This window comes from Negadavirga shengliensis, assembly GCF_042652345.1.
Lineage (GTDB): Bacteria > Bacteroidota > Bacteroidia > Cytophagales > Cyclobacteriaceae > Negadavirga > Negadavirga shengliensis.
In genome coordinates, this window is sequence record NZ_JBHSJJ010000003.1 from 497,546 (window position 1) to 520,673 (window position 23,128).

The window sequence follows — 23,128 nt, forward strand, 5'->3', positions numbered from 1 at the left end:
CCATGTTCTCACTAAAGATTTTAATTACAGAAGATGATACTGTTTCTGCCTTGTTGCTCAAAAAGGCTTTGGAAAAAAATCACCATCAAATCATAGGCATAGCGGATTCCGGTGAGATGGCCCTGGAGATTCTGGAGAATAACAGGGCGGATATTGTCATGATGGACATCAACCTTTCCGGCAAGCTGGACGGGATCCGCACGACGGAGATAATCAATGAAAAATACAATATTCCCGTAGTCTATCTTACCGCCAGCTCTGATTCGGATACCTTGCAGAAAGTGGCTGTCACCAATCCGAGTGCCTATGTTATCAAGCCATTTAATATCAGAGAGCTTAACATGGTGATTGAGCTTGCTATTTTTAAAGACAAGAAAGAAAAGGAACTACAAAGCCTGAACAACGAGCTGGAAGAAAAAGTGAGACAGCGCACGGCAGACCTCAACGAAGCCAACAAAGAACTTCAGAAAGCGCTCGACAAAGAAAGAGAATTAAGTGAATTGAAATCCAGGATTGTCCAGAATGTCTCCCATGGCTTCAAAACCCCGCTGACTTCCATTTTAAGTTCGGCCCAACTGTTAAAGCAATACGCTGAAAAGGATCACCCTTTCAAGGTAAAGATCGTCAAGCACGCCACAAAAATCGAAAACTCCGTACGTAATTTAAACAGCCTGCTGACCAGCGTGTTGTTTTTTGGTAAAGCGGACGCCGATAAAATGAATTACAAACCTGTCCGGATATACACCTCCGCATTTTTGAACGAAGTGGTGGACATGGTAAGAGCAGGAATAGAAAATGACGTAAAGATCATTGTTGACTTCGAACAGTTGCCTAAAATGATTACCTCTGACATGGACTTGTTGTATCAGATACTGGAAAACCTGCTGGCCAATGCGGTGAAGTATTCTAAAGATAAGGGAACAGTCACTTTTAAGGTCAGGCATGAAAATGAGCTGCTCAAAATTACCATCAAAGATCAAGGTATAGGCATTCCGGCTTCCGAACAGTCCCAGCTTTTCGACCGTTTTTTCAGAGGTAAAAACGTCGGGTTGCGGGAAGGTTCCGGACTTGGATTATCCATCGTGAAAAAATGTATCGAAGTGATTCGCGGCAAGATAGATTTTACCAGTGAAGTGAATAAAGGCACAACTTTTTACCTAGAGATACCTACTAAATAGAACAAAAAATAATGCTGATCTGCAAGTCGATCCGATTTAAATATGACAATTTACCTGAATTTATTATTCCGGATATCAGCCTGAAAGGTGGAGAAGAATTGCTGATATTGGGGAGATCAGGAAGCGGTAAGACCACCATCTTGAACATTTTGGGAGGATTACTCAAACCTTTGGGGGGAGAGGTACTGATCAACGGCACATCCCTGTACGCCCTCACAGGAAACGTACTCGACAAATTTCGTGGTAAAAACATCGGTATTGTTTTCCAAAAGCCACACATCATCAGCGCTTTGTCGGTAGTGGAAAACCTCCGTCTCGCGCATTTTTTTGCGGGAAGCGACAACCTGAAGCTGGTGGATACCTATCTCGCTGAACTGGGGATTACCGATAAAAAAAATGCATCTGTCCACACCCTCAGTGAGGGCGAGGCGCAGCGGGTATCCATAGCCAGGGCGCTGGTAAACGGCCCTAAAGTAATCCTGGCAGATGAGCCCACAGCCAGCCTGGACGATGAAAATGCGCAAACCGTGATACAACTGCTGCAAAGCCAGGCCAAAAAACTTAATGCGGTATTGGTAATAGTCACCCATGACCAACGGGTCAAAGCACACATTTCCAACCGAATAACAGTAGGAGGGCCACTATGAATTTACTGAAATTAAGCTGGAAATATTTGATTGCCAAACCCTTGAATACAGGGTTGAACATCCTGTTGCTCGCCCTGGGTTTGGCCATTATTACTGTACTCATTTTGATTCAGGACCAGTTTGAAAACAAAATGAATCGCGATGCTACCGGAATTGATCTGGTCATTGGTGCGAAAGGCAGCCCGCTGCAATTGGTATTGTCTTCCGTCTACCATATCGATTTTCCCACAGGGAACATCGACTTGGATGAAGCTGTTTCCATTTCCAAAAACAGGCTGATAAAAAATGCAATCCCACTCGGACTGGGAGACAATTATCAGGGATACAGAATCGTAGGCACCAACCATGACTACCTGGAACTTTATGGGGTTTCCTTCAAAGAGGGGAATGCCTGGCATAAACCTTTTGAAGTAGTACTGGGCAGCCAGGTTGCTAAAAAACTGGAACTCTCCCTTGGGAGCAGGTTTGCAGGTTCCCACGGCATCGGGTCCTCCAGTCATGATCATGACGAGCATGACTATGAGGTGGTGGGGATTCTGGAAGCCTCAGGCAACGTAACGGACCAATTGGTGCTTACCAGCCTAGAGTCGGTATGGTATACCCATGATGAGGAACATGATCACGAGAAGTTTGAAAGCGCTGTGGCCACTTCCGGATTTCCGCAGTCTGATGAGCAAAGAGAGGTAACCTCTCTCCTGGTGCAATACAGAAACCCTATCGCCGCCGTGCAACTGCCGAGGTTTATCAACGCCCGAAGCGCACTTCAGGCAGCCTCCCCTTCCTTCGAAATATCAAGGTTGTTTGAGCTGCTGGGCGTAGGTATCTCTCTGGTCAAAGGACTGGCCATCATCATCATCGGCATAGCGGGTTTGGGGATATTTATAGCGCTTTATAATTCCTTAAAGGAGCGCAAATATGATCTGGCCATCATGAGGACCATCGGGGCATCGAAGGGGCAGCTCTTCACCCATATTTTGCTGGAGGGATTGCTTTTGACTTTCCTTGGTGCTTTGACCGGCTTGTTTATAGGACACTTTTTTTTATGGATTTTGGTTATGAACAATGAGCAGGGCGCCATGTCCGGTCTCAGGGCCGATTTGTTTTTGGCGGAAGAAGGATGGATCGTATTGTATGCCTTGGCCGTAGGCGTGGTGGCTTCACTTATACCTGCTTTAAATGCATACCGGACAGATATTGCAAAACAATTGACGAAATAATAATTAAAACATTAACTGATGAATAAGTATATCGTATGGGTTGGACTTGTCTTTTTTGGATTTTCTCAAATGCTTCAGGCCCAACAGGTTAGCGTATGGAAGGATCTTTCCGACGTCACTTACAAAATAGGTGAGGATGAATTTGGGGAACTCTACCTTCCGGTTTTCAGTGAGAAAATCAAAAAACTGGAGGGCAAGGAAGTAACTGCAGACGGTTATATTATCCCTTTCGAGGGGATGTTCAAACCCGAACACATTATTTTATCATCCCTTCCCTTGGCAGAATGTTTCTTCTGCGGATCGGGCGGACCGGAAACGGTGATGGAAGTGATGCTGAAAGATCCCATCAAATACACCTCAAAAAGGGTAAAGGTAAAAGGCAAACTGGAACTGAATGACAAAGACCCGGAGAAATTGATGTACATCCTCAAAGAGGCCCAGTTGCTTTCCCAATAAGGCCGGTCATTTTTGCGATGGGATTTCCTGTTCTATCCCGTAAAAGGCCTTCATAAGCTGTTTGGTGGTAGGGCCGGGTTTACCGTTCCCGATCCGGTGCTCATCAATCCGGGTTATGGGTAAAATTCTTTTTGTGGTGCTGCTCATAAATGCTTCGTCTGCCTGGAGCAGTTCTTCAAGAGAAAAATCCTCCACTTTTACTGTTCCGGATAACCGCATGACCTGTTCCCGGGTGATTCCCTTCAGAATATTGGAGGCCGGTGTGATGATTTCATTCCCTTTTACCATAAAAATGTTGCTCCTTGAACTTTCAGAAACTTTGCCTTGATGATGGTAAATCACGTCCTCGGCTTTTTGTGCCTGCCAATTCAAACTTAGGTAACAAGGGTACGTGTAGTTGGTAGTTTTGATATCCGGGATAGGTCTTACATAATTTACACTCAATAGTTTCACGCCATTTTCATATTTTTCCGGGGCCGGCATTTGGAGGGGTTCGCAGAAAATAAATAAATCTCCCCCGTCCGGATGAAAATGGTTTTTGGAGATACCTCCTGTCAACACCATCCTCATGCCTCCTTCCCGGTGATTGTTTTTCTCTATCAATTGGAAAATGATATCTTTGAGGACGGACTTGTCATATACCAACTGCAGTCCGGCTTTGTCCGCTGAACTGATAAACCTATCCAAGTATTTGGATAGAAAAAGGGGGATGTGGTCCACAACGCGGAAAAAATCAAAAATGGCATATCCTCTTAGGATGGCGATATCTGATGGATGGACTTGGGCTTGCCGGCTGTCGATGATTTCAGATTTTGCGAAGCAAAAAGATTTCATATTATATTTTCAGTAAATAGTTATAATTTTTAATTTTTATTTTAATATAATAATGATTTTTTTTTATAAATCGATATATTATCGGTGTGTGGATTTTCAAGGATTTTTTTAACTTTGTGGACCATTAAACCACGCAGACCCTATTTGGCTATGAATTTAAGATGTTTCTCCATAATAGTTATATTTTCCCTTTTCATATTTTCCTGTTCCAAAACGGAAGAAGAGAATATGGAGCTTAAAGATAAAGTAATCAGTGTACATGATGAAGTTATGCCGAGAATAGGAAGCCTGAAAACCTATCAAAAAGAGCTTTTGGAGAGGGCCAATCAAATGGAAAGCAGCGATGAAGCGATCGATAACCATATTGCCATTCAGGAATTAAGATCGGCGGCCCATTCCTGTGAAGAGGCATATGACAACATGTTTGTATGGATGAGACAATTTAAAAGCGAATATTCGGATATGACCGAAGAAGAGGTCGAGAAATATTTAACGGACCAATTAAAAAAAATAGAAAAGGTCCGAAAAGACGTTGACGATTCCATGCATGAGGCGGATTCCCTGCTCAGCCGCTATTGAGATCCTTCAGGGGATGCCAGAAATTTCCCGACTTCCCCGGCAGTAACCAAGCCCTTTTTGTTTCCCCACACATTGTAAATGTAGGTGGTAATCTGGGCAATTTCCAACGGACTGAGTTTTGGGTTGGCGGGCATGGGTTGATTGTAATCCAGGTTGTTGACAGTCATTTCCCCGCTGATACCATACTTAATGATCCTTACCGTTCTTTCGGTATCTTCCAGCAAGTAATCTGCCCCAGCCAATGGTGGAATCAGCCTTCCGAGACCTGTTCCGTCTTCTTGATGGCAATTGGCGCAGTGCTGCAGGTATAGCTGTCTGCCCTCAATGGCATACTGTTTGGTTTTCAGGTCTTTGATGTCCTTCAGCCCATTGTCGCCTTTTTGGCCGCACCCCTGCATGCAACCTGATAAAGCCATGATGAGGATACTAACTGCCCAGAGCCGCATTCTTGTTTAAAAGTTTGGGAATATCCTTCATAAGACGGTTGACCTGGGTTTCTTTGGTGCCATCATATACACCCCGGATTCTGCCTTGTTGGTCTACCAGTACAAATGCGCCGCTGTGTAGAAAGCCTCCCGGTTCATATTTGTCTTCCATCGCGGTGGTAAGGTAACTTGTTTGGGCCAATTCAAAAATCTGTTCTTGGTCTCCGGTCAGAAAATTCCAAGTTTTGGCGTTGCCCACCCCCAGTCGGGCGGCATAGTCTTTCAGCAAGGCAACCGTGTCATACTTAGGGTCAATGGTATGGCTTAAAATCCTGAAATCAGGCTCCCCCTTAAATTTTTCATATACCCTTAGCATTTGTGTTTTCATGACGGGGCAGATGGTAGGGCAACTGGTAAAAAAGAAATCCGCCACATATACGTATCCTTCCACATTGCCATTGGTCACCGTATCCCCTTCTTGGTTGATCAGCTTGAAGGGGGCTATTTGGTGGTATACCGTATCTACTACGAGCTTACCCTCCACGGTCTTCTCTTCCGTATATTTATTACCCAGAACAGGAAGATCCGCCTCGCGGGCGTTTTCGGGCCCACACGCCCAAAGAGCCATCGAAACAACAGCCACAAAAAGAAAAGAAGTGTTTTTCATTTCCTGTTTTTTGAATTAAGACAAGTCAGGCAGGGTATTAGTTCCTTTTCCTGATGTTTTTGTAGAGTTTGATGCCAAGCATCAGCAATACACCCAAACCCACCAGGCCTAAAATCCCCCAAACCATGCTGAGAAGATTTTTGGCCACAATCAGGAACACAATGGCAAACAGCAGCAGGGTGGATGCTTCATTCCATATTCTAAGCCGGGTGCTGGACCATTTAGCCACGCCGTTTTGCAGGGCTTTGAAGATAAAGTGACACTTGATGTGGTAACCGTAGAGCAAGACCACAAAAAACAATTTGGCATGCATAAAGGGCAACTGCAGGAATGCCATCCGGTGACTGAGTGTCCATATCCCAAAAATCAAGGTGAGAATGGCTGATGGCCAGGTAATGATATACCAAAGCCGGTAAGCCATCAAATCCAGTTGAGGCTTTAGGATTTTGGACTCGTTGGCGGGCCTATCCAATGCTTCTGTCTGATAGATGAACAGTCTGACAATGTAAAAAAGGCCGGCAAACCAGGTTACAATAAAAATTATATGAAGTGCTTTAACGTATTCAAAGGCCATTCCCGAATTTTTAGGCTAAATTAAGGGTTTCATAGAAAACCGGACCATTTATGCGTACAAAATCCATCTTTTATTTTCTGGCAGCCCTGGTGTTGATTGTGGTTTTCTGGATATTTTATGACACATTCCGGCAACCCGGTGTAGCTGACATGGAGGGAACCTATAAAGAAATCGGAAAGTACAGAAATGAAAACAATACTGGACCCATAGTTAGGATATATGCAGTCTATACACCCGATACCCTTTGGAAAGAGATGAAAAGCTATGGTGAATACATGCCCCATACCAAGTATGGTAACACCAAGGTTTTCTTTTTTAATCAGGAACATACAGAGATGTCCATCGCTCCGGAGTACCCTCATTTTGATCAGGCATTGGAAGCAAGCTGTGTAGCCCGCTACGAAAAGACGGCAATGGGTGAGTCGGGTTTGGTCAGGTACCCATTTAAGTGAAACAACCGCCCATTTGATGATGAAAAAAAGGAGATTGCCACTTGACCATTACGTGCAGGGTGTTCTCGCTGGGAACAGGGCTGTGTTAAGCCGGGCTATCACGCTGATAGAAAGTTCCCTGGAGGAGGATGTACTGCTTTCCGAAAAGCTTATCGAGCAGATTTTGCCTTATACCGGCCGCTCGCTCCGGGTGGGGGTTACCGGTGTGCCGGGAGTGGGAAAAAGTACTTTTATCGGGAGCATAGGTAATCTGATTTTAGATTCGGGAAGAAGCCTGGCGGTACTGGCGATCGACCCCAGCAGTCAAAAAACCCATGGCAGTATTTTGGGAGACAAAACCAGAATGGAAAGACTGGCCCGGAATCAACGTGTATATATCCGGCCTTCTCCTACTGGCAAAAGTCTCGGCGGCGTGGCTGCGAAAACCAGGGAAACGATGCTTTTATGCGAAGCGGCCGGGTTTGATACGGTCATCATAGAGACAGTGGGGGTGGGGCAATCAGAAACGGCGGTAAAAAATATGGTGGATTTTTTCTTGCTGTTGTTAATTACCGGAGCAGGTGATGAGCTCCAGGGAATTAAAAAAGGGATCATGGAAATGGCGGACTTGTTGGTTATCAACAAAGCTGATGGGGACAATCTTGGGAGGGCAGTCAAAACCCAGAAGGAATTGAAGAAGGTGTTGCATTATTTTCCCGAACCCGAAAAGGACTGGTCTCCTTCTGTGATGATTTGTTCCGCCCATACTTTGGATGGGTTAAATGAAATCTGGTCACTGATTTTGGATTATGAGGAGAAGATGACCTCCAACGGGTTTTTATCAAACAACAGGAAGGACCAACAATTGCATTGGATGGAGGAACATATTGAATACCTGCTTCACCAAAGGTTTTATTCCCATTCCGGTATATTATGGGAATTGGGCGAAGCCCGTTTAAAAGTAAAAGAAGGAGAAGTGGCCGCCACCAGTATGGCAAGGAATTTGGTCAGGCGTTTTTTCAATGAAAAAGAGTGAAATAATGGATGCTGTTTTACGCGGATTATGTTGGTTATTTTTTATCTGGACAGGTTGTGCAGGTAATGGGCCGCGGCAACAGGTGGCCGAAACCCATATTGATGGCCGCACGCATGTCTATCAACGTTGTATTTTAGATAACTGTGCCGAGGTGAAATTGACCTACCCGATTGTTGAACGGGAGCCATCTGACCCCATCGTTAAAGCATTAGAAGAACAAATGGTCCTGGCGCTGGGGTATGGAGGAGAGAGGAATACGACAGTGGATGAGGCTGTGGAGGATTTTCTGGACAGCTATGAGGACTTCAGAGACTCTTTTCCTGCTTCTGCTACAGACTGGGAGATTGAAGTGGTTGCAGAAAAAGTGTTTGAGTCGGATAAGGTCCTTACCGTGAAGCTCAGCAGTTACGCTTATACGGGAGGCGCCCATCCCAATAGCTTTGTCAACTACTTTAATTTCGATTTGGTAGAGGGCGGTAAATTATTGTCTGCTCCAGAGCTGTTGCTTGACAGGGAAAAGATGCTGGCACTGACAGAGCAGAAATTCAGGGAATTTCATGGCATTTCCAAAGACGCCGATTTAAGGGATGATGAGAGATTTTTTATAGAAGAAGCAGGTTTTTTCCTTCCTCAGGCCATTGGTTATGAGAATGACGAGTGGATGATGGTTTATAATCCCTATGAGATCGGCCCCTATGTTATGGGCTATACCGAGTTGAGATTTCCGCTGGATGAAGTGAAAGGCGTAGTGAAGCCTCCTTTTTGATTTCCTTTTATGGGCTTGTTCCCATGGATCAAGCGGTTTTTTTAAGTTTCTTAATAAGAGCGGATTTTGAATTGTTTTTTCTGCTCGTTGACCGCATTGCGGAAAGAATTGTCCGTTTCCATCAGGTCATTGACGGCCTGTACAGCGTGGATTACCGTGCTATGATCACGTCCTCCAAAATGATATCCAATGGATTTTAAAGAATGGTTGGTAAATTCCTTACTAAAATACATGGCCACTTGTCTGGCCAGTACGATTTCCTTTTTCCTGGTTTTGGCTTTTAAGTCCTCCAGCTTGATGCCGTAATATTCCGAACAGGTTTTTTGGATAAAATCGATGCTCACCTCTGTTTCAATATCTTTGACGATATTTTTCATGATGGTTTTGGCAAGACTAAGATTGATTTCTACCCGGTTCAGGGAAGCATGCGCAATAAGGGAAATGAGTACCCCCTCAAGCTCGCGGACGTTGGTGTCTACCGTATAAGCGAGGTATTCAACCACGTTATTGGGTATCATAATCCCTTCTGACTGCATTTTCTTTTTGATGATGGCGATCCGGGTTTCAAAATCCGGCATCTGCAGGTCAGCGGTAAGTCCCCATTTGAACCTTGATATCAGCCGCTCTTCCAATCCCATCAGGTCTTTGGGAGCACAGTCGGACGTCATGATGATCTGCCGTTTGTTCTGATGCAAGTGGTTGAAGATGTGAAAAAACATCTCCTGGGTCCTGCCTTTTCCCGCAAAAAACTGGATGTCATCAATGATCAATACGTCCACCTGCATATAGAAATTGGTGAATGATTTCACGCTGCCTTCCTTAATGGCATCCATGAACTGGTTTACAAATTTTTCCGAGGAAACGTAGAGGACGAACTTATCTTCAAGGCTGTTTTTGATTTCATTACCGATGGCCTGAACCAGATGGGTTTTACCCAAGCCTACGCCGCCATATACCATCAATGGATTGAAGGAAGTGATGCCCGGTTTGTTGGCGACGGCAAAACCTGCGGATCGGGCAAGGCGGTTACAATCCCCTTCTATAAAAGAACCGAAAGTGTAATTGGGACTAAGGTTGGACTGCAGCATGGTTTCGAAATCCAACGTGGGCAAGTCAAAGGGACTGTGGTGCGTAGGGACCACTTCCTTCTTTTTGGACTGCACGTTTCCCTGCGGATAACTTACCATGTAAGGCTGGTTATGGGAATTTCCCTTGTCCACGATCACCGCGTATTCAAGTCTGCCACTGGCTCCCAAAACTGTTTTGATGGCCAGTTTCAGTACTTCCACATAGTTATCTTCCAGCCACTCATAAAAGAATTGACTGGGTACCTGGATGGTGAGCACGGACCCATCTATTCTGGCTGGGTTTATTGGCTTAAACCAAGTAGAAAAACTCTGCTCGTTAACGTGTTGCTCAATGACACGTAAGCATTCTTTCCATATAGCATTCGCCTCTGAATTCATTAAAGTACTTTTAACCGAAAATGGTAAAAAACAGTGCTGACTCCTTGATAGGGGGAAACAAATTTGTGGAAAATTATTCTAAATAAAAAATCAAATTTCCCTTGACTTTTTTACTTTATAGCGAGGTTGTTTGTAATGGCCTTTTTTAAATTTTTTTTTCTTGAAAATTCGTATTTTATCATACCGAGGCGCAATCCTGACCATCCTGCCTGATTGACCAAAGTAGGGTATCCATGTGGCCCTTCTACAGTGACAGGTTCATCAAGAAAAGTGTGTGTATGGCCTCCTATCACCAAATCGATGCCTTCAACCTGGGCCGCAAGTTTTTGATCATCGATTTTTTGGGATTTATAGCTGAAGCCCAGATGAGACAGGCAAACGACCAGGTCACATTTTTTACTTTTTAACTCTTGGACCATTTCCCTGGCCACCGCCACCGGGTCAAGGTAGGCTGTTTCACCATAGCTTTGGGCCGGAACAAGCCCATCCAGGGCTATTCCAAGGCCAAAAACGCCTACAGCAAGCCCTCCTTTGTGAAAGACCTGATAAGGTCGAAATTCATCTTTCAGGACGGTTTTCTTAAAGTCATAATTGGAACAGAGAAAAGAAAAACCTGCATGGGGTAATTGCTCTTTCAGTCCTTCCAGGCCGTTATCAAAATCATGGTTACCCAAGGTGGCCGCATCATAGCCCAGTTCACTCATAAGTTTGAATTCCAGTTCGCCTCCATATAAGTTAAAGTAGGGTGTGCCTTGAAAGATGTCCCCCGCATCCAGCAGCAGGACGTTTTTCTCCTCTGATCGGATTTTACGGATCACACTTGCCCTTTTAGCCATCCCGCCCTGGTTTGCAAAACTGCTGCCATCATCCGGAAAAGGCTCGATCCTGGAATGCATATCATTGGTATGCAGGATACAGATGTGCCTGCTTTTAGGTGGAGACATGGCTTGTGTCAATGGCCCCGCTGCGGCAATTGTCGCCGAAGTAATCAGGCTCTTTTTTATAAAAACTCTCCTGTTCATGGTCAGTTCAGCAGTTGTCTTCCCTCTAACCGGGCGTCTATCATTTTTCCGGCGGCTTCCAACTCCTTTATTTTGGTGATGATGACGTCTCTTATCAACGTGGTGGAGGTCCTGTACCTCCTTACAGGAATGAGAAAAGGCATATCATCCCCTCCATTGGCCAGGTAATCATTGATGGCCAAAAGATATGTTTTGTTTGTGTCCAACGGCTTTCCATTGATCAATAATTCTTCCAGTTGGTTGTCGCTGCTTTTCAGGTGCATTCCGGAAATACTGAGGTTCTGTCTATGCACGGTGTAATGGGCAAGGGTTTTGACATCTTCCGGACTTAATTCGAGGATATACAGGTAATTCTCAAAGGGGGAGATCTCATAAACCTTGCCGAGGGTTATTGCTCCTTTTGGCAAGAGGGTTCTCAAACCGCCGTTGTTGATCACGGAAATATCGGCTTCAATACCCCAGACTTCTGCCACAAATTCTTTTTGAAAATCCGCCACCAGGTTTCCCAACGGGTTTTCCCCTCTGCCGGGTTTTCCTAACTCCCTCGCGCTCATGCCGATAACCTGGCCCATCTCTTCTTCCAGCCGGGCTTTGTAAGGATTTATGAATTGCTGAATGGTGGTGTCCGGCAGCACTTCCCCATCTATACTGACCGAGCTCCCTGATGAACCGCTCATCTGGTAACCCGCACATCCGGAAAGGATCAATCCTGCTGCGAAAATGCATACAAGGGAAAATTTTATGGATGGAGTGGAAAAAGAATGGATAAATTGCATGCCCTAATAATCGGTTTTGGAAAGTTAAAACCTTATTTTTGGTATGAATGACGCTGCAAATATGTGGATAATTCTTTTTTTGCGATTAATTATATGAAAAAAAATACGGTTTATAATTTCCCCAGAACGAATAAAAAGAAGTGGTTGGAACTGGTAAAACAAGAAGGCCTTACCGAGGAAATGCTGGACTTTGTTGCCGGAAAAGACTTAAAAATCGATCCCTATTATACCGAAGATGAGGCTGTTTCCTGGCTAAAGGCATTTGACCACAACCTTAATGGGGAACCAATAGCCGGTTCACCTGCCCCCAGACATTGGGATAACCTGGCATATGTGGACCAGCAGGATGACCGGCTGGCCAATAAGGAAATTCTGGAAAGCCTGCAAGGCGGGGCGGAGGGCCTTGTTCTTTTTCTCAATGGTGAAGAAGACCTTCATGAGCGGTTGAAAGGGGTAATGCCCCAATATGTGAGTTTTTGGATAGTCGCTGAAGGGGATGTTGTTCTCCTTCTCCAGCGGTTTCTTGCATGGGTAAATTCCACCGGACTGGCACCCTCTGAATTGAGAGGGGGGCTGCAGATAAAGGGTGACATCCGGGATGAGAGCTATTCAAAAGGGTACGGAGAGACCTTGCAAAGCCTCATCAGGCTATCCGCCTCTCATCCACAGTTCAAGGTTTTGGGAGTGAACATGACAGGCGGTGGGGACAGGATAAGTGAGGGAGAAGCGTTGTTGGAAAAAGTTGCCTTGATGCTGATCCGGGGAAAGCAGGAGGGGCTAGTAAATGGAATATGGGACAATTTGTTTGTTTTAGCAGAAGCCGGTAAGAAGTACTTTCTGGATATTGCTTTCTGGAAGGCTTTGAAAATTATCTTTGCCCGGTTGCATCTTCATGTGGCGACATCCGGTACTGCGGGGCCCCTGAAGCTGTGGGTAAAAGTGCCTGTACTTAAAGAGGGGGATTACAACACCGTGATCCACCAAACAACGGCCAGCATGGCCGCGGTATTGGGAGGAGCGGATGCCGTATGGGTGGAGCCAATAGATTTTGGCGATAAGAAACCTGCTGCTTTTTCATCCAGGATCGGCCGTCATATCGGGACCATCCTAAAGGAAGAGGCCCACTTCAACAAAACCCTGGATCCTGTAGCAGGCGCCTGGTTTTTCGAAAATCTTATCGCAGCCATTCTGGAGCGATGGGAAGAAAAACTTAAATCCTATTTTCCGGACTTTAATCTGACAAAAAGCGCTGAGCAAAGACCACATCGATCAGGGTCAAAATCTTCGTGGGAAAGTCCCGAAAAAATCATCGTACCGGAATTTTTTACAGGGGATGCCATCGGCAAACTCCCACATATGGGTTTTGGGGCAGGCAGCCCGCCGTTTTTGCGGGGACCTTATGCCAGTATGTACTTAAAAAGGCCCTGGACCATCAGGCAATATGCGGGTTTTTCCACCGCCGCGGAATCCAATGCATTTTATCGTAAAAACCTAAAAGCAGGACAAAAAGGGCTTTCTGTTGCCTTTGACCTGCCCACTCACAGGGGTTATGACTCTGATCATCCGCGGGTTTATGGGGATGTGGGAAAGGCAGGTGTGGCCATCGATACGGTGGAGGACATGAAAACACTGTTTGAAGGAATTCCATTAGATAAAGTATCGGTATCCATGACCATGAACGGCGCAGTAATCCCTATAATGGCATTTTTTGTGGTGAGTGCCGAGGAACAGGGTGTGGCTCCTGAAAAACTGAGCGGTACCATACAAAATGACATTCTGAAGGAATTTATGGTCCGCAACACCTATATATACCCACCCGAGGCTTCCATGCAGATCGTCGGCGATATATTTGCGTATACTTCCAGGCACATGCCTAAATTCAATTCCATATCCATATCAGGATATCACATGCATGAAGCCGGTGCGACGGCGGATCTGGAGCTGGCCTATACCTTGGCGGATGGGCTGGAATACGTGAGGAAGGGCTTGGAGGCCGGGCTTCATATTGATGATTTTGCACCCCGGCTTTCTTTTTTCTGGGCACTGGGGATGAACCATTTCATGGAAATCGCCAAACTGAGAGCTGGGAGGCTACTTTGGGCTCATCTGATTCAACCGTTTGGTCCTAAAAACCCCAAATCATCGGCACTACGGACACATTGCCAGACCTCCGGTTGGTCACTGACCTTACAGGACCCGTTTAACAACATCTGCCGCACGACCATCGAAGCGGTGGCCGGGATATTGGGGCATACCCAGTCCCTGCATACCAATTCGTTCGATGAGGCTATAGCCTTGCCTACGGATTTTTCGGCCGGAATTGCCAGGGAGACCCAACTTTATCTCCAGCATGAATCAGGGATTACCGGAGCAGTGGATCCCTTTGGAGGTTCCTATTATGTCGAATACCTTACAGACCAGCTGGTACAAAAAGCCAGGGCGCATATAAATGAAGTCGAGGAAATGGGCGGGATGACCAAGGCAATGGAAAAAGGCTTGCCTAAGATGAAAATTGAAGAAGCGGCTGCCCGAAAACAGGCCAGAATAGATAAAGGAGAGGAGCTGATTGTCGGCGTAAACAGTTATTTAGTGGAGGATGAATATGATTTTGATATCTTAGAAGTAGACAGTGGCCGGGTGAGGGAGAGCCAGGTGGAGAAATTAAAGGATATCAAGGGAAAAAGGAATACGGAAAAAGTCAGGGAGAGCCTGGACCGGCTTCGACAAATGGCAAAGGAAGGGAAGGGGAATCTTATGGCAGCGGCGGTGGAAGCTGCCCGGCACAGGGCGACCCTCGGTGAAATATCCTATGCCATGGAAGAGGCGTTTGGAAGATACACTGCCCAGGTTACATCCGTTACAGGTACATACATAAAAGAAATGAAAAATAACGAATGGGTGCTTAAAGTCAGGGAAAAAGCCGATCAGTTTGCATCGCTGGAAGGCAGAAGGCCTAGAATCATGGTAGCCAAAATCGGACAGGATGGCCATGACAGGGGGGCCAAAGTCATTGCCACGGGGTTTGCGGATTTGGGGTTTGACGTTGATATAGGCCCCTTGTTTCAAACACCTGAAGAAGTGGCCAGACAGGCGATGGAAAATGATGTTCATATCATCGGCGTGTCCTCCTTGGCAGGAGGGCACAAAAGCCTGCTGCCAAAATTGCTGGCGTCTTTGAGGGGCATTGGCCGGGAGGATATCATGGTGGTGGCTGGAGGTGTAATTCCCAGCCAGGATCATGGGTTTCTGAAAGAAAGCGGTGTGGCGGCTATTTTCGGTCCCGGAACCAACCTTTCCAGAGCGGCGCTGGAAATATTGGACAAACTGATGCAGGGAGAGCAAAGAGGGTCTTAAAAAAAAGAATTTAGTATTGATGGTAACGAAAGCATCAAAATGAAAAGTATCATTTTGCTATATGATGAAAAGGAATGGTCCACGGTGGAGAAAAATATTATTCCTACCCTGGCTGAACACCTGAAACTTAAGCTGGCTTTCAATACCGATGTCCGCATAGAACTTGGGGAAAAAGATTTTGTTGTCACTTATCTGTCTGACGAACAATTGAAGGAATTTTTTCCCATTGCTTTAAAAAAGGCATGGCGGGTAGGTTTGTTGCCCCATCCCAAGCTTGTGCATGGCCGGCAGGGGTTTGGAGTTGCCAGTGACCTTCAAACCAGCCTTGACAACATGCTTTCTGCAGAAACCACGGAAGAAGTAGATATCCTTACGGTGAACGGCAGGCCGGTATTCAATACAGTAGTGATAGGGGAATCGCTGAGTGTGATGACCGGAACAGTAGCCCATACAGCCTGGCAGCGTTTTTGGAAAAAAGTCAGGTATTTTTTCAGCCTGTTCAAAAGAGCCCGGTTTCACCGGTATGTCATCAAAGCAGGTAACAAGGAGAAATTGGACACGGCGGCGATTGGAATGGTCATTGTGCAGCATGGAAAAAGCAATATTCTGAGCCGGCGGATTCTTGAGGACTCCTATATTAATGATGGTAAGATGCACATCATTATCCTGGCACCGAAGAGTGTTACTGGTCTGGTCTGGTTTGGCCTCAACAGTTTTTTCAGAGGAAAAGGAAAACGGGGTTTTCCGCCATTCGCCGCTCATATCAAGACGGGGACCTTTGTGGTGGAGAGCAATGAGCCAATCAGTTATTCCCATGATGGGGTCCTGATGAGTGCAAGGGAACTGGAATTGGTGGTGGCTCCCAAAGCCATTCACATTGTTCCCGGCAAGCACCTTGAGATGGGCGGCCAGCATAATGAAGAAGAGATTTTCAAGGTAAAAGTATTGCCGCGGGGTGAAGCAAGGGATGAACTGGTGAGGGGAGTATTACCCTTTATCCATCATGCTTCTACGGAAGAGTTTAAGGACCTTTTTTCGAGCCTTAGGGAGAATTCGCGGGCCTCGAGCAGTTATTTGGTGCTGATGGTTTTGTCCACTTTCATTGCGACCTTAGGGCTCTTTGGCAATTCTTCCCCCGTGATCATCGGCGCGATGATCCTAGCACCATTGATGGCACCCATCATTTCCCTGGCCATGGGGGTGCTCAGGCAAGACCAAACGCTGATTTTCGACAGTGCCAAAGCTATCGGTTTGGGGATGTTTTTGGGCTATTTGTGTGCAGTGGCGCTTACCTGGCTGACCCCTTTGAACATTTCTAATGACGAGATCCTGGCCAGAGTGAGGCCGAATCTGTTGGATCTGGGGATAGCGGTGGCTTCCGGGGTGGCCGGTGCCTACGCCAATGCCAAAGAAGAAGTGGCCAAAACCCTGGCGGGTGTAGCTATAGCGGTGGCGCTTGTACCACCATTGGCAGTATCAGGCATCGGATTAGGGTGGCTGGATTGGACCATATTTACCGGCGCTCTTCTCTTATTGTTGACCAACCTTGCAGGAATGGTGCTTGCCGCGGCATTGACTTTTTTGCTGCTGGGCTTCAGCCCCTTTCGGCTGGCCCGAAAGGGTTTGCTATATTCGCTGGTGATCGTGGCGTTGATCAGTATGCCGTTGTTTTTGGGATTTATGGACATGGTGAGGGAAAAGGATGTGATTTCCAAATTGAACGGTCACAGAATCGATGAAATGGTGTTGAGGGATGTCTTTGTGAGACAGGTGAAGCCCATGCGGTTGGCGGTAAAAATAATTTCTAACCATACTCTGAATGAAAGCCAGATCCGGGAAGTAAAAAAAGAAATAGAGGACATCGTCGGGGAAGAGGTGGAGTTGGAAGTGACAGTCGGGCTGAAAGTGCTTTGAGATGAGGCACAAAACCTCATTCCCTTTTCCTTATTTACCATTCACGCAGTATTCAGAAATCAGAAATCAGGAAAAAGGGAACAGGGAACAGGGAATCGGGCGGAAACTTCTGTTCTCTTTTCCCTATTCCCTATTTACGGAGTATGCAGGAAACCGGAAAAAGGGGGCAGAGAACGGGAAATCGGGCGGAAACTTCTGTTCTCTTTTCCTTATTTACCATTCACGCAGTATTCAGAAATCAGAAATCAGGAAAAAGGGAACAGGGAACAGGGAATCGGGCGGAAACTTCTGTTCTCTTTTCCCTATTCCCTATTCACGCAGTATTCAGGAAACCGGAAAAAGGGGGCAGAGAACGGGAAATCGGGCGGAAACTTCTGTTCTCTTTTCCCTATTCCCTATTCACGGAGTATTCAGGAAACCGGAAAAAGGGAACAGGGAACAGGGAATCGGGCGGAAACTTCTGTTCCCTTTTCCCTATTCCCTATTCACGGAGTATTCAGGAAACCGGAAAAAGGGAGCAGAGAACGGGAAATCGGGCGGAAACTTCTGTTCTCTTTTCCCTTTTCCCTATTCACGGAGTATTCAGGAAACCGGAAAAAGGGAACAGGGAACAGGGAATCGGGCGGAAACTTCTGTTCTCTTTTCCCTATTCCCTATTCACGCAGTATTCAGGAAACCGGAAAAAGGGGGCAGAGAACGGGAAGTCGGGCGGAAACTTCTGTTCTCTTTTCCCTATTCCCTATTCACGGAGTATTCAGGAAACCGGAAAAAGGGAGCAGAGAACGGGAAATCGGGCGGAAACTTCTGTTCCCTTTTCCCTATTCCCTATTCACTCAGTATTCAGGAAACCGGAAAAAGGGAGCAGAGAACGGGAAATCGGGCGGAAACTTCTGTTCCCTTTTCCCTATTCCCTATTCACTCAGTATTCAGGAAACCGGAAAAAGGGAACAGGGAACAGGGAATCGGGCGGAAACCCCCCATTCCCTTTCCGTTCTGCACGATTATTGATAAATTGAAAATGATTTTAAAATTTTCAACTATACCACAAAAAATGTTTCAAAAATGAAAAGAAAAGCCACATCAATCTGGAAAGGATCAGGAAAAGAAGGAAGCGGAACGCTCTCCTCCCCCAGCAGTTTTTTCGATAACACACCCTATAGTGCCAGAACACGTTTTGAAAATGAGGACGGTAAGCAGGGAACAAACCCTGAGGAATTGATTGCAGCGGCCCACGCCGGATGTTTCAATATGGCCCTCAGTTTTCAGATATCCGGAAAAGGCTATACAGCTGACGAGTTGAATACGGTGGCAACCGTGAACCTTGAAAAGGGAGATGATGGTTATGCCATCACGGGGATTCACCTGGATTTGAAAGGGAAAGTTCCGGATATGGATGAGGCGGAATTTAAGGAACTTGCCCATGCCGCCAAAGAGGGCTGCCCGGTAAGTAAGGCTCTGAAGGCTGTGCCCGTTTCTCTGGATATATCCTTCTCTTCCTGATAAGAAATCCAATGAGGGACGAATCGGATTGTTTCCCCAGCTCCTGGATTCATTGGGAAGGAGCCCAAAGGAAGGTCAGATAATCTTTGATTTCGGGGACAAATCTGAAATCCCCATGTAAAAGAATCTCCGTGTTTTTGTGCTTTTGTGGAAAAATGATAGCCATAAGGGAACCGAAAACACGGAGTTTTTTATGGGGCCTGTCCAGGGAAGGAGATATATAAGGTGGAATTTCCCTCAATGGGGCTTTTTGAAGGAACTTATTATAGCATGTTGACACCTAAACTTAAATGGGCAAAATCCGGATGAAATCGAGCATGACGAGATCGTCACAGGCCTGCCTGCCGAAGGGCAGTACGGCCCGCAGGCAGGAGGATGCCCCGATAGCCCCGATATTCTATCGGGGGGGAAATCATGCGAGATTCCATGTCTGCATGCTGAAGTGCATTACGGCACGCAAGCATGTGACCGCCGAAAAGAAAATATAAACACATGAAACACAGCCTCGATAGGGGTTGGCACGGAGTTGGTGTTCTTACAACTGTTTTGGGGTGTGCCCTTCCGATCTTCCTGGAGAGCAAACCTGCGCGATGTCTTCCCCTTTAGTGAGTTATCGGAGGGACTGAGGGGTGAAAGGGAAGGGACGTTCAACACATGGCAAGGCATACGTTTTATAGAAGCGTCAATTTAGCTTTTAATTTATAGGGGGACAAAAAGCTGAAGGTGTGGCCCGGGCAATGCATCTTGGAAGGGGTGTAAATATTTTAAGAGAAAAATGTTTTTATCATGAACATGAATGATCGGAAAGACTTGCTGTCGGTAAACCCCTACACGGGAGAGCCCATGTACCTTGAGATTCAACAAATGGGCATGGTAGCCGCCCTGCGTGCTTCGGTGGAAAGTGTCGACACCATGGCCATGATAGAGCCTCCATACCGCTACGTCAATGTTACGGATCCGGTCCGGGGAGGAAATTTTACCTATTTTCCGGAAGAAGCCGGATTAAGCCCCGACAACGGCATTGTCTTTAAAGCTGTATCAGGGGGGTATTGGGTAAGACAAAAACATACCGATCATGGATTTTTGGAATGGTATGTCGGCGATGATATCTCTGATCCGGTCGCCAACTTGAATGCGATCGTGGCCTTGTCGCGGGCGGGGTATACTATTCAGCTGTTGAAGATGTATCCTATCGATACAGGGGGAGACCGGAATTACATCACGGATAATGAAGATATTGAGGTGTTTTCTGAAAACAAAGAAGAATGCGGATTAATCATGGAAAGAATCCATTCCAATTTCGGATATTTCAGGGGAAATAAGAATTACGGATTTAGCCATGTCACTTTAGTGACAAGAAATTATTTGAACGATGTTCCTGTGCATCCGGCGATGTCCAATAATTACAAGCTGATCAGTATATATGATCCTTCCGATAATAAAATAGATTTTAATAACTGTAATATCTTTGGCCAGGTGGTCAATCGAATCCGACGGAAGGGCAGTTTTACCTTTTTTTGTAAAGACAATAATTTTCATCATTGCACACAGTTTTTCAGTAACGCCGGTGAAAATCAATTTCAGCATGCAAGGATTGAATTTGTAAATAATTCCGTAAAAGAGATGGCTGGCAACATGTTATTTTTAAGCCAGATGGATAAGGAATCTTTGATTCATTTTACAGATAATCATTTTGAAAACGAGCAGGTATACAGGGTAACCGGTGCCTATTTTGGGCCTCTGGTGGTGACGGGTGACGGTACCCTTTATTACCTGCGGAACAGGATTTATAACCTGCTTTCCTCCGACACGGTAAGCTCCGGTGCTCCCAGGGCCACTTCGAGTTTAACCACCATAGCTTATACATCTGTACAGCATATTTTCGTCCATGACAATACGGCCATAAATGTTCTTGGACATAATTCGGCATTCATTGAATTTAAAAACGGGCGTAACTTTTCAATTAAACGGAATGTCTTTAAAAATCATAAACAGGCCATTTATGATATAGGAGTACTTAAGAAAGGGGAGAATTACAGAAATATAAAAAATCCGCGATCAAATTTTCATTATGCTTTGTGCAAGCTTTCAAAGAATCATTCTTTTCCCAGCACCACGTTTGAATTTACCGACAATGAAATTTTTATCCCCTATTTGAACAGGGGGAATGGACTTCCTCAGACCAAAATCGATTTTAGCAGGAATAAAATAGAGATAGATTTCCATGCAGGGGTAAGTGCATCAGATTGGGCGGGAAGGAATTTGGTCTACTCGGTCTGTCAACCTGCTTCCAGATATGAAGGGGATCAAATCAGCGTTAACCACAACTTGATAAAAATTAACAATGTTGCTTATAAGGATGAACCTGCGGTGTTTTTTAGTTTTGAAGGACAAGCAGCAGCAAAAGGGAGTCGTCCTCCCAGGGTTAAAGAAAATGTTGAGATCTCCAATAACTCTTTTATTTCCCAACAGCCGGGATTAAATTTTGTATTGGGTAGTCTCAATTGCCGTAAGGTTAATTGTCAACACAATGAAGTGCTGGTTTCAGACAGTTCCATTTTTATTTCAGGGACAAGATTGGGGGCCGGAGTTGCTTGGGATCAGGTAAGTAAATATGATTTCAAAATAAGGAATGCCAATAAGTTACGGTTATTTTACCCAAGAAACCAGTCCAATAGTGAAGTTCTTATCACGGATAACCATCATGATTCCATCGATATCGTAAACAGTTGGCAAAACAGTGTGAACTGGCTTTTCAACAAGGGTGGCGTCAACAATCCGGTTTGTATGGAAATCATCGTTAGGGCAGGAGGCATGGAGTCCGCCTTTAAGCTGGTATTGGCCCAGTTTAATGATTTAAAATACATGAACAAAAACAGGGAAATTGTCTCCATCTATTTAGTAGGAAGTGGGGCGCGACAGGACCATGTTTTCCCGTGCAGGGGCGGGCAAAATCCTTTTTCCATGAGGCTGTATGGTCATCCGAAGAGTAACCTTTGTTCAATATTTATAGAGGGCTTAGGCGGCTATAAACAGGTTGAATTTTATGTAAATGTTATTAAAGAACGGAATGTGGATGTTGGCACGTTTTATGATAAGTATTTACAGGCTGGGATGGATGGATAAAGTGCTATCCTGAATCAGTCTTTATCACGTAACCCAAGTGGGTTCATCACAGCTACCTGTCACAAAGCGCTTTCAGTTTGCCCTTGTAAAACGGGACGGGTTTTTAAAAACTTCATACTTGGACATGAAAAGGGAATCGGGATATCATACTCATTTTCAGCGCACTTGATCATCCAATAATATTTGTCAATGGACATATATAATATAATAAAATAAAGAAAATAATAAATTATTAAAATATTGTTAGGATAAAAATATTGAGTAAGCTTTTTTAAATTTCTGATTTGAATATCTTTGGAAGAGGGTTAAAATTCAATTATTTATATACTTAAAACAATTCATGTCGTATTTTATGAGATTACTTTTATTACTGCTTATCATCACCTTGGGGGCATCATGTGTTTCCAACGAGAGAATTATTTATATGCAGGACCAGGGTGAAGAAAGACCGCTGTTTGAGATTGGGGAACTGGTTCCAAGCCAAACTGAGGACTACTTTCTACAATATAACGATGTGGTGGATATTCAGATCCGAACAACGTCACCGGAACTCAACGAGATTTTCCTGCCCCCTACGGCCCCGGGTCAACGGATGAATATGGGCATGGGGATGCAGAATGGCGGGGACATCTTCTTTATGAATGGATATACCATTGACCAACACGGAAACGTGGAATTGCCCTTGCTGGGAGAGGTGAATTTAATGGGATTGACTACCCGGGAAGCCAAAGAGAAAATTGAACAAAAGCTTACTTCATATGTATATCAGGATGATTTTTTTGTAAGGGTTCGATTAGGGGGAGTGCGTTTTTCTGCCCTGGGAGAATTTCGCCAAAACGGTAACTTTACCATCCTGCAGAATCAGATTACAATTTTTCAGGCCATTGCGCATGCAGGGGATATGACAGAGATTGCGAAGCGTGATGAGGTGGTATTGATAAGACAATACCCCGAAGGGTCCCGAACCTACCGGGTGAACCTCAACGATAAAAGGATAGTGGGGTCGGAATTTTACTTCATCCGCCCCAATGATATGTTATATGCCGAACCCATGCGGATCAGGGAACTGGGAAGCGGCATCAATTTTGTACAGACCTTTCAGTTGGCTATAACCACCCTTTCGGCAGTACTATTGGTACTTAATGCCATTCAATAATCAG

Annotated in this window: 21 protein-coding genes and 1 pseudogene; 15 read left to right on the forward strand and 7 right to left on the reverse strand. The window is 45.3% G+C overall.

What is annotated here, in order from left to right:
• The first annotated feature begins 2 nt into the window (after positions 1-2).
• From ACFPFU_RS07525 to ACFPFU_RS07540, 4 genes are all read left to right on the forward strand, one after another.
• Positions 3-1,178 carry a hybrid sensor histidine kinase/response regulator gene (locus tag ACFPFU_RS07525; protein ID WP_377063089.1) on the forward strand — a complete coding sequence of 392 codons (1,176 nt, stop codon included), beginning with the start codon at positions 3-5 and terminating at the stop codon, positions 1,176-1,178.
• Between the two features lie 11 nt (positions 1,179-1,189).
• Positions 1,190-1,825: an ABC transporter ATP-binding protein gene (locus ACFPFU_RS07530; RefSeq protein ID WP_377063091.1), complete on the forward strand. Its 636-nt coding sequence runs from the start codon at positions 1,190-1,192 to the stop codon at positions 1,823-1,825.
• Complete coding sequence (locus ACFPFU_RS07535) at positions 1,822-3,042, forward strand: ABC transporter permease (protein ID WP_377063093.1); 1,221 nt, start codon at positions 1,822-1,824, stop codon at positions 3,040-3,042. The genes ACFPFU_RS07530 and ACFPFU_RS07535 overlap by 4 nt, the downstream gene beginning before the upstream one ends.
• Positions 3,043-3,111: 69 nt before the next feature.
• Positions 3,112-3,498: a hypothetical protein gene (locus ACFPFU_RS07540; RefSeq protein WP_377063214.1), complete on the forward strand. Its 387-nt coding sequence runs from the start codon at positions 3,112-3,114 to the stop codon at positions 3,496-3,498.
• A gap of 6 nt (positions 3,499-3,504) precedes the next feature.
• Here the strand turns inward: ACFPFU_RS07540 and ACFPFU_RS07545 are convergent, their stop codons facing one another.
• Positions 3,505-4,332, reverse strand: coding sequence for an aminotransferase class IV (locus tag ACFPFU_RS07545; protein WP_377063095.1), 828 nt, complete (start codon positions 4,330-4,332; stop codon positions 3,505-3,507).
• A 228-nt stretch (positions 4,333-4,560) separates the two neighbouring features.
• On the opposite strand from ACFPFU_RS07545, the gene ACFPFU_RS07550 reads away from it, so the two are divergent.
• Positions 4,561-4,911, forward strand: a complete 351-nt coding sequence (locus ACFPFU_RS07550) for a hypothetical protein (protein WP_377063097.1) — start codon at positions 4,561-4,563, stop codon at positions 4,909-4,911.
• Here the strand turns inward: ACFPFU_RS07550 and ACFPFU_RS07555 are convergent.
• From ACFPFU_RS07555 to ACFPFU_RS07565, 3 genes are all read right to left on the reverse strand, one after another.
• Entirely contained in the window at positions 4,905-5,327 is a 423-nt protein-coding gene (locus ACFPFU_RS07555; RefSeq protein ID WP_377063099.1) for a c-type cytochrome, read from the reverse strand. The two genes, ACFPFU_RS07550 and ACFPFU_RS07555, sit on opposite strands and share 7 nt — an antisense overlap.
• A 10-nt stretch (positions 5,328-5,337) precedes the next feature.
• Positions 5,338-5,964, reverse strand: coding sequence for an SCO family protein (locus tag ACFPFU_RS07560; protein WP_377063216.1), 627 nt, complete (start codon positions 5,962-5,964; stop codon positions 5,338-5,340).
• A 76-nt stretch (positions 5,965-6,040) separates the two neighbouring features.
• Entirely contained in the window at positions 6,041-6,577 is a 537-nt protein-coding gene (locus ACFPFU_RS07565; protein WP_377063101.1) for a CopD family protein, read from the reverse strand.
• Between the two features lie 50 nt (positions 6,578-6,627).
• On the opposite strand from ACFPFU_RS07565, the gene ACFPFU_RS07570 reads away from it, so the two are divergent.
• The 3 genes from ACFPFU_RS07570 to ACFPFU_RS07580 are packed head-to-tail and all read left to right on the forward strand — an operon-like array spanning position 6,628 to position 8,810.
• Positions 6,628-7,029, forward strand: a complete 402-nt coding sequence (locus tag ACFPFU_RS07570) for a hypothetical protein (RefSeq protein WP_377063103.1) — start codon at positions 6,628-6,630, stop codon at positions 7,027-7,029.
• Between the two features lie 16 nt (positions 7,030-7,045).
• Positions 7,046-8,044 (forward strand): methylmalonyl Co-A mutase-associated GTPase MeaB, encoded by a 999-nt coding sequence (meaB, locus tag ACFPFU_RS07575; protein WP_377063105.1) that lies wholly within the window; start codon positions 7,046-7,048, stop codon positions 8,042-8,044.
• Positions 8,045-8,048: 4 nt separating this feature from the next.
• Positions 8,049-8,810 carry a DUF3298 and DUF4163 domain-containing protein gene (locus tag ACFPFU_RS07580; protein WP_377063107.1) on the forward strand — a complete coding sequence of 254 codons (762 nt, stop codon included), beginning with the start codon at positions 8,049-8,051 and terminating at the stop codon, positions 8,808-8,810.
• 50 nt (positions 8,811-8,860) lie between these two features.
• Here the strand turns inward: ACFPFU_RS07580 and dnaA are convergent, their stop codons facing one another.
• From dnaA to ACFPFU_RS07595, 3 genes are all read right to left on the reverse strand, one after another.
• Positions 8,861-10,276: a chromosomal replication initiator protein DnaA gene (gene dnaA, locus ACFPFU_RS07585; protein ID WP_377063109.1), complete on the reverse strand. Its 1,416-nt coding sequence runs from the start codon at positions 10,274-10,276 to the stop codon at positions 8,861-8,863.
• 110 nt (positions 10,277-10,386) lie between these two features.
• A complete protein-coding gene (locus ACFPFU_RS07590) occupies positions 10,387-11,298 on the reverse strand; it encodes a bifunctional metallophosphatase/5'-nucleotidase (protein WP_377063111.1) in 912 nt (303 codons plus the stop codon).
• A 2-nt stretch (positions 11,299-11,300) separates the two neighbouring features.
• Positions 11,301-12,074: a 5'-nucleotidase C-terminal domain-containing protein gene (locus ACFPFU_RS07595; RefSeq protein ID WP_377063113.1), complete on the reverse strand. Its 774-nt coding sequence runs from the start codon at positions 12,072-12,074 to the stop codon at positions 11,301-11,303.
• 180 nt (positions 12,075-12,254) lie between these two features.
• On the opposite strand from ACFPFU_RS07595, the pseudogene ACFPFU_RS07600 reads away from it, so the two are divergent.
• From ACFPFU_RS07600 to ACFPFU_RS07630, 7 genes and pseudogenes are all read left to right on the forward strand, one after another.
• Positions 12,255-13,274: pseudogene (locus tag ACFPFU_RS07600) on the forward strand (methylmalonyl-CoA mutase family protein); the annotation flags it as partial.
• 36 nt (positions 13,275-13,310) lie between these two features.
• Positions 13,311-15,428: a methylmalonyl-CoA mutase gene (gene scpA, locus ACFPFU_RS07605; RefSeq protein ID WP_377063218.1), complete on the forward strand. Its 2,118-nt coding sequence runs from the start codon at positions 13,311-13,313 to the stop codon at positions 15,426-15,428.
• 39 nt (positions 15,429-15,467) lie between these two features.
• Positions 15,468-17,342, forward strand: coding sequence for a DUF389 domain-containing protein (locus ACFPFU_RS07610; protein ID WP_377063115.1), 1,875 nt, complete (start codon positions 15,468-15,470; stop codon positions 17,340-17,342).
• A gap of 1 nt (position 17,343) precedes the next feature.
• A complete protein-coding gene (locus tag ACFPFU_RS07615) occupies positions 17,344-18,408 on the forward strand; it encodes a hypothetical protein (protein ID WP_377063116.1) in 1,065 nt (354 codons plus the stop codon).
• Positions 18,405-18,842 (forward strand): OsmC family protein, encoded by a 438-nt coding sequence (locus tag ACFPFU_RS07620; RefSeq protein WP_377063118.1) that lies wholly within the window; start codon positions 18,405-18,407, stop codon positions 18,840-18,842. Before ACFPFU_RS07615 ends, ACFPFU_RS07620 begins: the two co-directional genes overlap by 4 nt.
• 786 nt (positions 18,843-19,628) lie before the next feature.
• Positions 19,629-21,968, forward strand: a complete 2,340-nt coding sequence (locus ACFPFU_RS07625) for a hypothetical protein (RefSeq protein ID WP_377063120.1) — start codon at positions 19,629-19,631, stop codon at positions 21,966-21,968.
• 424 nt (positions 21,969-22,392) lie between these two features.
• Positions 22,393-23,124: a polysaccharide biosynthesis/export family protein gene (locus ACFPFU_RS07630; RefSeq protein ID WP_377063220.1), complete on the forward strand. Its 732-nt coding sequence runs from the start codon at positions 22,393-22,395 to the stop codon at positions 23,122-23,124.
• Positions 23,125-23,128: the final 4 nt, after the last annotated feature.

Bases quoted from the DNA above. Each gene is read 5' to 3' on its own strand.
- ACFPFU_RS07525 (WP_377063089.1), top strand. From the start codon at position 3: ATGTTCTCACTAAAGATTTTAATTACAGAAGATGATACTGTTTCTGCC.
- ACFPFU_RS07530 (WP_377063091.1), top strand. From the start codon at position 1,190: ATGCTGATCTGCAAGTCGATCCGATTTAAATATGACAATTTACCTGAA.
- ACFPFU_RS07535 (WP_377063093.1), top strand. From the start codon at position 1,822: ATGAATTTACTGAAATTAAGCTGGAAATATTTGATTGCCAAACCCTTG.
- ACFPFU_RS07540 (WP_377063214.1), top strand. From the start codon at position 3,112: ATGCTTCAGGCCCAACAGGTTAGCGTATGGAAGGATCTTTCCGACGTC.
- ACFPFU_RS07545 (WP_377063095.1), bottom strand. From the start codon at position 4,332: ATGAAATCTTTTTGCTTCGCAAAATCTGAAATCATCGACAGCCGGCAA.
- ACFPFU_RS07550 (WP_377063097.1), top strand. From the start codon at position 4,561: ATGGAGCTTAAAGATAAAGTAATCAGTGTACATGATGAAGTTATGCCG.
- ACFPFU_RS07555 (WP_377063099.1), bottom strand. From the start codon at position 5,327: ATGGCTTTATCAGGTTGCATGCAGGGGTGCGGCCAAAAAGGCGACAAT.
- ACFPFU_RS07560 (WP_377063216.1), bottom strand. From the start codon at position 5,964: ATGGCTCTTTGGGCGTGTGGGCCCGAAAACGCCCGCGAGGCGGATCTT.
- ACFPFU_RS07565 (WP_377063101.1), bottom strand. From the start codon at position 6,577: ATGGCCTTTGAATACGTTAAAGCACTTCATATAATTTTTATTGTAACC.
- ACFPFU_RS07570 (WP_377063103.1), top strand. From the start codon at position 6,628: ATGCGTACAAAATCCATCTTTTATTTTCTGGCAGCCCTGGTGTTGATT.
- meaB (WP_377063105.1), top strand. From the start codon at position 7,046: ATGATGAAAAAAAGGAGATTGCCACTTGACCATTACGTGCAGGGTGTT.
- ACFPFU_RS07580 (WP_377063107.1), top strand. From the start codon at position 8,049: ATGGATGCTGTTTTACGCGGATTATGTTGGTTATTTTTTATCTGGACA.
- dnaA (WP_377063109.1), bottom strand. From the start codon at position 10,276: ATGAATTCAGAGGCGAATGCTATATGGAAAGAATGCTTACGTGTCATT.
- ACFPFU_RS07590 (WP_377063111.1), bottom strand. From the start codon at position 11,298: ATGAACAGGAGAGTTTTTATAAAAAAGAGCCTGATTACTTCGGCGACA.
- ACFPFU_RS07595 (WP_377063113.1), bottom strand. From the start codon at position 12,074: ATGCAATTTATCCATTCTTTTTCCACTCCATCCATAAAATTTTCCCTT.
- ACFPFU_RS07610 (WP_377063115.1), top strand. From the start codon at position 15,468: ATGAAAAGTATCATTTTGCTATATGATGAAAAGGAATGGTCCACGGTG.
- ACFPFU_RS07615 (WP_377063116.1), top strand. From the start codon at position 17,344: ATGAGGCACAAAACCTCATTCCCTTTTCCTTATTTACCATTCACGCAG.
- ACFPFU_RS07620 (WP_377063118.1), top strand. From the start codon at position 18,405: ATGAAAAGAAAAGCCACATCAATCTGGAAAGGATCAGGAAAAGAAGGA.
- ACFPFU_RS07625 (WP_377063120.1), top strand. From the start codon at position 19,629: ATGAACATGAATGATCGGAAAGACTTGCTGTCGGTAAACCCCTACACG.
- ACFPFU_RS07630 (WP_377063220.1), top strand. From the start codon at position 22,393: ATGCAGGACCAGGGTGAAGAAAGACCGCTGTTTGAGATTGGGGAACTG.